General features: G+C 41.6%; 15 protein-coding genes and 1 tRNA gene. 9 read left to right on the forward strand and 7 right to left on the reverse strand.

Annotation, left to right across the window (positions count from 1 at the left end; all coding sequences use genetic code 11):
* The 6 genes from WJR50_RS33490 to WJR50_RS33515 all read left to right on the forward strand — a co-directional run.
* A partial coding sequence (locus tag WJR50_RS33490; RefSeq protein ID WP_341297684.1) for an integrase core domain-containing protein occupies positions 1–524 on the forward strand: 524 nt, incomplete at its 5' end.
* A 211-nt stretch (positions 525–735) separates the two neighbouring features.
* Entirely contained in the window at positions 736–1,122 is a 387-nt protein-coding gene (locus tag WJR50_RS33495) for a DUF2267 domain-containing protein (RefSeq protein WP_341297698.1), read from the forward strand.
* A 62-nt stretch (positions 1,123–1,184) separates the two neighbouring features.
* The gene (locus tag WJR50_RS33500; protein WP_341297685.1) at positions 1,185–1,685 is read left to right on the forward strand and encodes a hypothetical protein; all 501 of its coding nucleotides are present in this window, start codon (positions 1,185–1,187) and stop codon (positions 1,683–1,685) included.
* Between the two features lie 53 nt (positions 1,686–1,738).
* Complete coding sequence (locus WJR50_RS33505) at positions 1,739–2,332, forward strand: outer membrane beta-barrel protein (protein ID WP_341297686.1); 594 nt, start codon at positions 1,739–1,741, stop codon at positions 2,330–2,332.
* Between the two features lie 73 nt (positions 2,333–2,405).
* Positions 2,406–3,725 (forward strand): tyrosine--tRNA ligase, encoded by a 1,320-nt coding sequence (gene tyrS, locus WJR50_RS33510; protein WP_341297687.1) that lies wholly within the window; start codon positions 2,406–2,408, stop codon positions 3,723–3,725.
* A 17-nt stretch (positions 3,726–3,742) separates the two neighbouring features.
* Positions 3,743–4,318, forward strand: coding sequence for a GNAT family N-acetyltransferase (locus tag WJR50_RS33515; RefSeq protein ID WP_341297688.1), 576 nt, complete (start codon positions 3,743–3,745; stop codon positions 4,316–4,318).
* Here the strand turns inward: WJR50_RS33515 and WJR50_RS33520 are convergent, their stop codons facing one another.
* Positions 4,319–4,876, reverse strand: a complete 558-nt coding sequence (locus WJR50_RS33520; protein ID WP_341297689.1) for a 1-acyl-sn-glycerol-3-phosphate acyltransferase — start codon at positions 4,874–4,876, stop codon at positions 4,319–4,321.
* A 195-nt stretch (positions 4,877–5,071) separates the two neighbouring features.
* Between WJR50_RS33520 and WJR50_RS33525 the strand changes: the two genes are divergently transcribed.
* Entirely contained in the window at positions 5,072–5,641 is a 570-nt protein-coding gene (locus WJR50_RS33525; RefSeq protein ID WP_341297690.1) for a hypothetical protein, read from the forward strand.
* Between the two features lie 30 nt (positions 5,642–5,671).
* On the opposite strand, the gene WJR50_RS33530 is transcribed toward WJR50_RS33525, so the two are convergent.
* Together WJR50_RS33530 and WJR50_RS33535 are read right to left on the reverse strand one after the other, a co-directional pair.
* Positions 5,672–6,433, reverse strand: a complete 762-nt coding sequence (locus tag WJR50_RS33530; RefSeq protein ID WP_341297691.1) for a patatin-like phospholipase family protein — start codon at positions 6,431–6,433, stop codon at positions 5,672–5,674.
* A 27-nt stretch (positions 6,434–6,460) separates the two neighbouring features.
* Entirely contained in the window at positions 6,461–7,405 is a 945-nt protein-coding gene (locus tag WJR50_RS33535) for an acetyl-CoA carboxylase carboxyltransferase subunit alpha (protein WP_341297692.1), read from the reverse strand.
* A 197-nt stretch (positions 7,406–7,602) separates the two neighbouring features.
* On the opposite strand from WJR50_RS33535, the gene WJR50_RS33540 reads away from it, so the two are divergent.
* Together WJR50_RS33540 and WJR50_RS33545 are read left to right on the forward strand one after the other, a co-directional pair.
* Positions 7,603–7,676, forward strand: a tRNA-Asp gene (locus WJR50_RS33540).
* A gap of 265 nt (positions 7,677–7,941) precedes the next feature.
* Positions 7,942–8,349, forward strand: coding sequence for an Arm DNA-binding domain-containing protein (locus WJR50_RS33545; protein ID WP_341297693.1), 408 nt, complete (start codon positions 7,942–7,944; stop codon positions 8,347–8,349).
* 2 nt (positions 8,350–8,351) lie between these two features.
* Here the strand turns inward: WJR50_RS33545 and istB are convergent, their stop codons facing one another.
* From istB to istA, 4 genes are all read right to left on the reverse strand, one after another.
* Positions 8,352–9,098: an IS21-like element helper ATPase IstB gene (gene istB / locus WJR50_RS33550; protein ID WP_445223516.1), complete on the reverse strand. Its 747-nt coding sequence runs from the start codon at positions 9,096–9,098 to the stop codon at positions 8,352–8,354.
* 18 nt (positions 9,099–9,116) lie between these two features.
* A complete protein-coding gene (locus WJR50_RS33555) occupies positions 9,117–9,338 on the reverse strand; it encodes a hypothetical protein (protein WP_341297695.1) in 222 nt (73 codons plus the stop codon).
* A complete protein-coding gene (locus WJR50_RS33560; protein ID WP_341297696.1) occupies positions 9,302–9,667 on the reverse strand; it encodes a Mu transposase domain-containing protein in 366 nt (121 codons plus the stop codon). Before WJR50_RS33560 ends, WJR50_RS33555 begins: the two co-directional genes overlap by 37 nt.
* Before the next feature lie 20 nt (positions 9,668–9,687).
* Positions 9,688–10,396: IS21 family transposase (gene istA, locus WJR50_RS33565; protein WP_341297697.1), on the reverse strand; the 709-nt coding region annotated here is incomplete at its 5' end.

Raw genomic sequence — 10,396 nt, forward strand, 5'->3', positions numbered from 1 at the left:
ACATACCAGTAGGTAATGGATTCGCTTACCTAAGCCTGGTTACAGACGCATATTCTCGCAAAATTGTAGGATGGCATTTACATAAAAGCCTTCATGCGATAGGTAGTATCAAAGCGCTTAATATGGCTTTAAATCAAAAAGGCGAGCATCCCCCCTATCAACTAATTCACCACTCTGATCGGGGCATACAATACTGTTGTAATGAATATATAAAGCTGCTTAATGATAGTAAAATCTTAGTTTCTATGACTAATTTTCCTGATCCGCTAGAGAATGCTTTAGCTGAACGCATGCATAGAACACTGAAAGAGGAGTTTAAGCTAGAAAGAGGGTTTCCAAACTTTGAGCTGGCTCTACAAGCAGTGGCCAGAACAATCTATGTCTACAATCATAAATATCCACATGGTAGCTTAGGATATCTGACTCCCAACCAGGTGCATAGAGGTAGAAAACCAGGTAAGAAAAAATGGAAGAAATATGCTAGGAAAGCCAATCAGGCTGTGATGGATGCAATGGTAGCATAGTATGCACTTTAGATAAGAGTAAGCATTTTTCCCTCAACCACCGGGCGTCGGTCGCTGCCCTCCACTTGAAACAGAGGGTATGATGAGGGAAAAATGAGTAACAAGAGCAGATTTTTGAAATGATGGTAAAACAGAAAAGACAAGTTCTTAATAATGTACAATTAATCAATTACCTTTAAATCCCTTAATTCTGTAAACCCATTCCAGGACTATTCACCCCGGAGAAGACGAAGCTACTTCCCGTTTTCTCAGATCCGTACTGCATGTCTTAAGAGACAGAATCACCATCAGTGAGTCATTGGATGTGTTGGCCCAACTTCCCATGTTCCTGAAAGCGGTATATGTAGAACAATGGAAATATCGGGAAACTCCCCTTAAGTTTGATACAATGGCCGATTTTTGTGAGCATGTCAAAAGTGAACAATCGCGTATGGGTGAAAAGGATTTTCAATGGAATGAATCCACTGAAGAGTTGATTAAGCGCACTTTTGTTGCTTTGCGTAAATACTTAACACAGGGCGAAGCCAAACATGTGATTGACCAATTGCCTAAAGAAATTAAGGACGAACTTAAGCCCGCACTGAAGCTTACTGAATAGTTTTTTCAAACTAGATTTTTATGCATAACCGGCAGAACTGCCGGTTTTCTTTGTCTCAATCTATGCTAGAAAAGTTACGCAGAAAATGGTCATTTAAAATCAATGGTCTGAAGCAGATATTGATCAAAAGAGCAGAGGAGAAAGACACGCACGTGTTCATGAAAATTTTCCTAGCTAAACTCTATGCTTCCCAATACGAAGACATCAAAATTGAAACCCGCTATAGTGCAGAAAAACGTTATAAGCCCGACTTGCTGGCAACTGATCTGCGAGGAGAAGCACTTTTCTGGGGCGAATGCGGAGAAGTCAGCGTAGCCAAAATCCATCACCTTATTTCAAAATACAGAAACACCCACTTTTGCTTTGCCAAATGGAACATCAAACCTCTCCCCTTTGAGCGGATATTGGAGAAAAAGATGAATCAACTGAAGAAAAGCCGTTCTGCTCCGATAGATTTTATCAACTTTAGTGAAGAAAACAAACACGCTATTGCAGAAAACGGAGAAATAACAATTGACTGGGAAGACATCTATTTTCGTCAATGGTCAGTACATCAGGCTTGACATTGAGTGATGTTTCGCTATTTTTATAGGAAATATTCACAATACTTCAGCTTATGAAACAGTATATCCTCTCTTTCTTATGTGCTTGCTTTTTTTCTAGTGGCTTTGCCCAGCACCAGATAGGTATTTCCGGCTCAGTAGATGCTACCAATGCTGTTTATTTTGAAAGCCTGGACGGGGCCGGAGGTTCTGATGGTGGTACTGGCTATAGTTTATCGCTGGCCTATTATTATTCTATAAACCAAAATTGGACATTACAAAGTGGGCTTACTTACCGAAATGCAAAACATACCATCACCCCTAACCTCCCCCCTGGAGAAATGGTAGCCGACCAGGATTACAGTAGAAATCTTATTTCTATACCGGTCGTTTTTCGCAGATACTTCGGAGAAAGCAACACCAGATTTTTCCTAGACTTAGGCGGTAGCTTTGATTTTGAGCGTAATGTCCCTTCCTGGCTGGATGATAATAGTGGCGTGAGTATTCTGTTTTCTCCGGGGCTGGAGCAAAAGCTAAACGACTCATTTGCTCTAAACCTGGCTCCCCAAATGCAAATTCATTCACTTATACCTTTTCAGCAAGATAATCATCAGCGTCGCCTGATCGCTGCAGGAATTGAAATTAGCCTCCTGTATTCACTTCACTAATGCTGAAAGGGTTCTGAAACTCTGCCGAAGTTTTTATATTTGCGTCTTATCTGAATCATAAGTGTAGAAATAGATGAGCGAAACAACTATGGCGAGCAAAAAATCGCGCGGCGAACCGCTGAGCCAATTTATAAACGAACTCCGCTGGAGGGGCATGATCCATGACATGGTGCCCGGCACGGAAGAGCAACTGAGTAAAGAAGTCACCACTGCCTATATCGGATTTGATCCCACTGCCCGATCATTACACATTGGTAATCTGGCTACCATTATGCTGCTGAAGCATTTGCAACTTGCTGGTCATAAGCCTATTGCCCTCGTCGGTGGTGCTACGGGAATGATAGGTGACCCTTCCTTCAAAGCTGCTGAACGAAAGTTTCTGGATGAAGAAACATTGAGAGAAAACCAGGCGGGTATCAAAAAACAACTGGAAAAATTTCTGGATTTTAAGGAAGGCGATAATGCCGCGGAAATCGTGAACAACTACGACTGGTTTGCAGGTATTGGCTTCTTGGAATTTCTGCGTGATGCCGGTAAGCACTTGACGATCAACTATATGATCGCTAAGGACTCGGTAAAGAAAAGACTGGAAACCGGCTTGTCTTTTACGGAATTCTCATACCAACTCCTCCAAGGTTACGACTTTTACCATCTGTACAAAAACAAGGGGGTAAAATTACAAATGGGAGGTTCTGACCAGTGGGGTAATATTACGACCGGAACAGAGTTTATTCGTCGTAAAGAAGGTGGAGATGCTTTTGCTTTGACTGCTCCTTTGGTTACCAAAGCTGATGGAACAAAGTTTGGAAAATCTGAGGAAGGTAATGTATGGCTTGATCCTGAGTTTACTTCTCCTTACAAATTTTACCAGTTCTGGCTTAATGTATCCGATGAAGATACTCCCCGCCTGCTGAGAGTCTTTACCTTGTTTTCTGAAGAAAAAATCAAGGAATTGGAAGCCAATCCGAATCCTAATGAAGCCAAAAGAGAACTGGCCAGAGATATTACCATTCGCGTTCATTCAGAAGAAGAATATGATAAAGCGGTAAAAGCGTCTAATATTCTATTCGGTAAATCTACACTGGAAGACCTCAACGATATTGATGAAAAAACACTGCTGGAAGTATTTGAAGGAGTACCTCAGAAAGAAATCAGTCGCACCGATTATGATGCTACTACAAATGTACTGGACTTACTGGCGGATGCTGCCCAGGATTTGGTTTTCTCTTCCAAAGGTGAAGCCCGCCGGATGATCAAGCAGGGAGGCGTCAGCATCAATAAACAAAAAGTTGAGGATGAAAGCGAGGAAGCGAACTATCAGCTTTTGCAGGACAAATACCTTATCGTGCAAAGGGGTAAAAAGAATTACTATCTCTTAAAAGTAAACCACTGATGGCTGGGGTTAGGATTATGAAGTTTACAGGTTCCGAGATACTACAATATCTTGATGATCTCGCAGCATTAAGGATAGAAGTATTTCGGAGCTTCCCCTATCTCTATGATGGCAGTGAAGCCTACGAAAAAGATTATCTCTCTACTTATATCCGTGCTGAAGGCAGTGCTGTGATCCTTGCCCTTGAGCATGAGGAAGTAGTAGGTGCATCTACCTGCATACCGCTTTCAGAAGAAACGGAAAGTATTCAAGAAGCTATGAAAGGCACTGAATATCCGATTGAAGATGTGATGTATTTTGGCGAGTCAGTGCTGAAAGAAGGCTTTAGAGGAAGAGGTATTGGCGTTGAGTTTTTTAGGCAAAGAGAAGGGTATGCCCATCAGTTATACAAAAAATATGCTACTTTTTGTGCAGTAGATCGCCCTGATGATCATCCATTACGACCAGATAACTACAAGCCTCTCTATGCATTCTGGAAGAAAAGAGGCTATACTCCTCTACCCCAGATCAAATCCACCATGAAGTGGAAAGACATTGATCAGCAGGAAGAAACTGTTAAAACTTTTACATTCTGGATCAAGGAGTTGAGGTAGTTACCTCACTCCATTTTCCGGAAATTTGGCTGTTTTTGTTCTGTAAAACGCTTTAATTTCTTCTATATCCTTGTCCCTATCACCTGTAGGGTGGAATACTGCACCGATTCCAGCTTCTTTAGCTTTGTAATCTAAGTACCCCAAAACAATTGGAACATTTGCTCTTTGGGCAGTAAAATAAAAGCCTGATTTCCATTTTTCAGCATACTTCCGTGTTCCCTCCGGCGTCACCAAAATGATCAGGTGATCTGTATGGTCAAACAACTCTACCATTTTATCCACCGTACTGGTCCTGCTCATTCCTTTACGTTGTCGGTCAATCGGAATGGCTCCCAGTGGATTCAGGATTAAGCTGAGGGGAAACTTAACCCATTCTTTCTTGATGGTAAATTTAATGGGAACGCGAAGTATGTACAATGCTGCACGTGCGTAGATAAAATCCCAGTTACTGGTATGAGGGGCAGCTACCATAACCGCCTTTTTGATGTCTGTAGGGATGTAAGAACGGGCCTTCCATCCGGTAATTTTGAAAATGATGATTGCAATAATTCTCCACATGCCGAAAGATAAAAAGTTTAATCGTAATTCTTGAATTCGTTTTCATTGGGGTAAACTTAACATCAGTTTCATTGAAAATTAACTATAGGGTCTTGTTTTCAGCTTCATTTCACTTATATTCAAAAGTATTGTACTTTTGGCAAGGCAATTGATTTCTCTAACCATATAGAAATTATACTAACTTATTTTTTAGTTATGAAAAAATCCATTCTTTCCTTTTTTTGTATCTCACTTTATGTTCTCTCTGCCTGCGAAGGACCAACCGGCCCGGTAGGTCCCATTGGTCCGCAAGGCCCTCCCGGTGAAGATGGTATTGATGGAGTAAACATTCTGGGAACTGTTTTTGAAATTGAAGGAGACTTTACCAGCGAGAATGATTATCGCTTCGGCTTTGAATTCCCACCTGAAGAAATAGAAGTTTTTGAGTCGGATGTAGTGCTGGTGTACATATCCTGGGAGCAAATTGATGTAGAAGATGAACCCCCTATCAATATCTGGCGTCTACTGCCGCAAACCATTTATTTAGATGGAGGGACTTTGCAATACAATTTTGACCATACTTTTGAAGACGTCAGTATCTTTCTGGATGGCACTGTAGATTTCAGCACTTTAAGTGAGGGAGATACACAAAATCAATTATTCAGGGTGGTAGTGTTGCCAGCAGATTATTCCAACCCTAATGCTCGCCAGGAAATTGATTATAGTAATTACGAAGAAGTAGTTAGTACCTTCGGCATTGACGACTCCAATGTAAAGAGATATTAATTGAGAATTTCTAAAAACCTCTTGCAAGCATTAACTTGAAAGGAGGTTTTTAATTTCAGCCTCTTTGGTTTTGGCGTATTGATATCCAATATTAAAAATCTCTTTTGACTTTTTAACGTCAAACACTTTGATCTGTTTTAGTCCTGGCGGCTCCAGAAACAAATCACAGTCTCCTACATTATGATAACTATTGGCATTGATGGCCAGTAGAAAGGTTCTTTCAAACATGGTTTTGATATTAGTAAGTTTAAAAGATTCATCTACCGGATTAGAGTGCAGGCCAATTATCTTGGCATTTTTTGCCAGTAAAGGTTGAGTAGGAAAATTGTTAAGCACTCCCCCATCCACATACAGATTACCATCAATATTAACCGGATCAAAAATAACTGGTAGACAGGAAGAAGCTATTAATGGTTTTAACAGAGGCCCTTCGTTGAAATAGGCACTCTTACCTTTACACAAATCTGTCGCACATACAAAAAGTGGTATCTTTAAAGATGAAAAGTTATCATCTGGAAGGTATTTGCTAAAAAGATTTACCGCTGAATCTATTCTTAATAAACCTGTTTTACTGATAGCAGGTTTAAGCAATTTGAGCAGGCTAAGATCAGAAATAATTTTAAGTGTCTCATCCGGAGAATATCCGTAGCTTACCATAGCTCCGGCAATAGCTCCAGAGCTACTTCCTGAAATATAATCTACTGAAACTTCGTACTCTTGCAAGGCTTTGATCATGCCTAAGTGAGCAATGCCTCTTGCTCCTCCCCCCGATAGTACGAGACCGATCTTCATATTGGTGAATTATCTACCGAGAATACCCTATTTTACGACGCCCATAGCCGTAAACTTTTTGATTCTCTGATCAATTCTTTTCTCAGGAGAAAGTTTGTTCAGCTGCTTTATGCTATCCAATATGTACTTTTTTAGGGTTGCACTTTGTTTCTTCAGGTCAGTATGAGCTCCACCTAAAGGTTCTTCAATAATACCATCAACCAGTTTGAAGTTAAACATATCCTCAGCAGTAAGCTTCATAGCTTCTGCTGCCTGTTCTTTATATTCCCAGCTTCTCCATAAGATGGTGGAGCAGTTTTCTGGTGATATTACCGAATACCAGGTATTTTCCAGCATAAATACTTTATCACCTATTGCGATACCTAAAGCACCCCCTGAGGCTCCCTCACCGATCACGATGCAGATCACCGGAACCTTGAGCATGAACATTTCTTTGAGGTTACGAGCAATAGCTTCTCCCTGTCCTCGTTCTTCAGCCTCAATACCAGGAAAGGCACCGGGCGTATCTATAAAGGTCACTATGGGTTTATTAAATTTTTCTGCCTGTTTCATCAGGCGAAGAGCTTTGCGATAACCTTCCGGATTAGGCATTCCAAAATTTCTAAGCTGGCGCTGCTTAGTATTCCTGCCTTTTTGCTGGCCAATAAACATAATGGTTTGACCATCCATATTTCCCAGTCCTCCTACCATGGCTTTATCATCACTCACCGAGCGGTCGCCATGCAACTCAATAAAGTCTGAGCAAAGCTCATAAATATAATCCAGAGTATAAGGACGATCATTGTGGCGGGAAATCTGCACTTTCTGCCAACGCGTAAGGTTCTGGAAAGTTTCCTTCTTCAAGGTGGTGATTTTTTCTTCCAGAGATTTAACAGCTTCTGAGACATCAACGCCACTTTCTTCAGCCATTTGTCTCATGTCGGCTAATTTACTCTCCAGTTCCACAATGGGTTTTTCAAATTCTAACAACATAGTTATCCATTGATTATTGAGCAAAACTAAGCGTTATTGCAGTATTTACCAAAACTAAAATACTGAGCTTGTGACTGCTAATGCAGGTCTGAAAAAAAGTAAAATTATTTTTGATTCGGCATTGTATTTAAAATCATTGCTTATATCTTTGCAACACCAAAACGGAAGAGAAACAAGTTCTTTTCTATCAATACTAAGGTCTGGTAGTTCAGCTGGTTAGAATGCCTGCCTGTCACGCAGGAGGTCGCGGGTTCGAGTCCCGTCCAGACCGCAACTTCAATAACAAATCTTTCAAAACCCCTTAAATCGTATGATTTAAGGGGTTTTTTATTTTTTACTATGTCATTTTATTCATCTATTCTCAAAAAAAAGGGGAGCTATTCGGTGAACAAAATTAGCCTCATTTTTTGTTCACCGATTTAGTCGTATTATTCTGAATATCAGCACTTTACATTATTATTATTGGATTGATTTTGTGGGTGTTATATTGTATATTTATACATATAAAAACTTGTTCACCTCTTTACTTTTTTGATATGCAGTCAAGACAAACCTACTCCATTCTTCCTATTATTCGCAAAAGCCGAGTAAATGCTCAAGGAGAAGTGCCCATTTATATACGTATCACAGTCAATGGCAAAAGACAAGAATTTTTGAGTAAGCAGTGGGTTGAAATTGACCAATGGGACAGCCGTAAGGGAAGAGTAAAAGGAAATAAGGAAAATGCCAGAATCATTAATGCCCAACTTGAGCATATTCGTACTCGTCTTAACTCAATATACAACGAGCTTGATAAAGATGGTGGGTTAATTACAGCAACTGCCATCAAGGTGGATACGACGGGTAATTTGAACCAGTTCGGCCGTTTTAAAGTGAGCCAGTCTGGCCGGATGAAAGTGAGCAGGCCAAAGGAAGAGCAAAAGATCGGTTCATTGGTGGGTTAAAGTTAGAGTTTTTTATTTATTTTTTTTCTCATTGATTCTCCCTTTAGATTCAAGCGATGAGCAGCGTGTACGATCCGATCCAGAATAGCATCTGCAATGGTTTGTTCGCCAATCACTTGGTGCCATACATCAGTGGGCAACTGGGATACGATGATGGTAGCCCGTTTGCCATGCCTATCCTCAATGATCTCCATGAATGCGTGCCGGTTGGTAGTATCTAATGGTTTGAGGCCAAAGTCATCCAAGATCAGCAGCGGTGCCCCGCCGGGATCCTGCTTTTCTATTTTGTTGACCTCTTTAGTGTAGGAACCGTCAGCTTTGGCAGTCTTCAGCTCGGTAAACAGCTTGTTAGTATTGCAGTATCTAACCTTATAGCCTAGCGAACAAGCCTGATGGCCAATCGCTGAGGCAATATAGCTTTTGCCCACCCCTGTACTTCCGGTCAATAGGATGTTTTCTTTAGCCCGGATGAACTCGCATGTAAAGAAGCGTTGTAATTGGTTTTTATCCAAGCCACGTGCCTGATCAAAGAGCACTTCTTCCGCACTGGCCTTATAGCGAAACTTGGCCGCTTTGGTCAAGCGTTCCATCTTTCGGTTATGGCGGTCATCCCATTCATTTTGCAGTAGATAGGCAATTAGCTCATCATTAGTGTAGTTGATGCTACCAGTTTCCAAAGTGGTGCTGAAGGCTCGGTGCATACCAAAGAGCCTGAGTTGTTTCATCTGTTCAAGAGTTTGTGCATTCATATGTGTTGATATATTGGTTTACTTGTAATAGCTGCTTCCTCGTATATTCTGGTGAGGGGGTACTTCTGGCGGATTTTCTGAGGCGTCTTCCACGCTATCCCATCCTTTTTCCAAGATGCGCAGAATAATTTTGTAATTGTAGGCTTGGTAATCCAGAGCACGTTTGCAAGCATTATTGAGTCGCTCTTTGCCTACCTTCTTTTCTAGCGGCCGCCGCGCGGTTGCAGTACTTCCAGGCATGACTTATAAGATTGTTCGGGATGCTGTTTAGTGTCCAGTATCTTGACGATGTAGCACTGGCAGTCTTCCCCAATGGATGCGGCCCAAGTGATGAACTTTTCGCTACTCCATTTTTTGACAAAACGGTGAGACGAAGGCATATGCTCCTCTAGTGTGGTATAACCATACTTTCTTCCTTGCCGACGGTGCAGAGCAATGCGCATTTGGTTATGATAGACCTCTATACTGCTTTGGCTACAAATGATACGCACCTTTTTGCCGATATGAGTAAATGGTACACTGTAGTAGTGCTTGTCTTTGCCTAGATAGATATGGCCGTTCTTATGCACGGTGCCTTGGTAGTAGGTTTTCATAGCAAAGCGTTGGATGGGTAAGGGACGTAGTTGACTTTTCTCAATATCAGTGAAGAGAGTTTCACGCGAGCGGACGCCGCGCGGTAGTCCCTGCCCCGGAAGGACATTTGATTATGAGCAACCAACAGTTCCACGATGGTGGCATTGAGTGTATCTAGTGAGTGAAAAGTTGTATTGCGAACCTTTGCAAACACACGGTTATAGATGATGCGTACCGTATTCTCAACAATGGCTTTATCCCGAGGCTTGTAGGCCCGAGTGGGAAGAATAGTGGCCTCGTAATGCTCAGCAAAGTCAGCGAAGGTCTCATTCAGCGTGGGTTCGTAGCGACTACTCTGAGTGACAGCAGCCTTCAGGTTATCAGTCACAATAGCGCTAGGGACCCCACCGTAGAACCACAGTGCGTTCTCTATACTACTAATGAAGTCCTCTTTCTTCTGACTGTTACTGGCTTCTACGTAGGTCATCTGACTGCTACCCAGCACACTAACAAACACTTCTACTTCCTCTACCTCCCCACTGTGCTCATCCACTATGTGAAGCTTCTTACCAGTATAATCCACAAAGAGTTTATCTCCAGCTTTGTGCTCAAAGTGCATCACTGGGGAGAGTTGCTTGCACCACTCGCGTATCCACCCGTCCAAGTACATGTTTTCTTGCAATGACAGAGGGAGTACTTTTGTTAGAAATACCAATTTATGGAAC

Origin of the sequence: Catalinimonas locisalis (genome assembly GCF_038039535.1) — a bacterium.
GTDB lineage: Bacteria > Bacteroidota > Bacteroidia > Cytophagales > Cyclobacteriaceae > Catalinimonas.

Bases quoted from the DNA above. Each gene is read 5' to 3' on its own strand.
- istB (WP_445223516.1), bottom strand. From the start codon at position 9,098: ATGAATGCACAAACTCTTGAACAGATGAAACAACTCAGGCTCTTTGGT.
- WJR50_RS33525 (WP_341297690.1), top strand. From the start codon at position 5,072: ATGAAAAAATCCATTCTTTCCTTTTTTTGTATCTCACTTTATGTTCTC.
- WJR50_RS33530 (WP_341297691.1), bottom strand. From the start codon at position 6,433: ATGAAGATCGGTCTCGTACTATCGGGGGGAGGAGCAAGAGGCATTGCT.
- WJR50_RS33520 (WP_341297689.1), bottom strand. From the start codon at position 4,876: ATGTGGAGAATTATTGCAATCATCATTTTCAAAATTACCGGATGGAAG.
- WJR50_RS33535 (WP_341297692.1), bottom strand. From the start codon at position 7,405: ATGTTGTTAGAATTTGAAAAACCCATTGTGGAACTGGAGAGTAAATTA.
- WJR50_RS33500 (WP_341297685.1), top strand. From the start codon at position 1,185: ATGCTAGAAAAGTTACGCAGAAAATGGTCATTTAAAATCAATGGTCTG.
- WJR50_RS33555 (WP_341297695.1), bottom strand. From the start codon at position 9,338: ATGCCTGGAAGTACTGCAACCGCGCGGCGGCCGCTAGAAAAGAAGGTA.
- tyrS (WP_341297687.1), top strand. From the start codon at position 2,406: ATGAGCGAAACAACTATGGCGAGCAAAAAATCGCGCGGCGAACCGCTG.
- WJR50_RS33515 (WP_341297688.1), top strand. From the start codon at position 3,743: ATGAAGTTTACAGGTTCCGAGATACTACAATATCTTGATGATCTCGCA.
- WJR50_RS33505 (WP_341297686.1), top strand. From the start codon at position 1,739: ATGAAACAGTATATCCTCTCTTTCTTATGTGCTTGCTTTTTTTCTAGT.
- WJR50_RS33545 (WP_341297693.1), top strand. From the start codon at position 7,942: ATGCAGTCAAGACAAACCTACTCCATTCTTCCTATTATTCGCAAAAGC.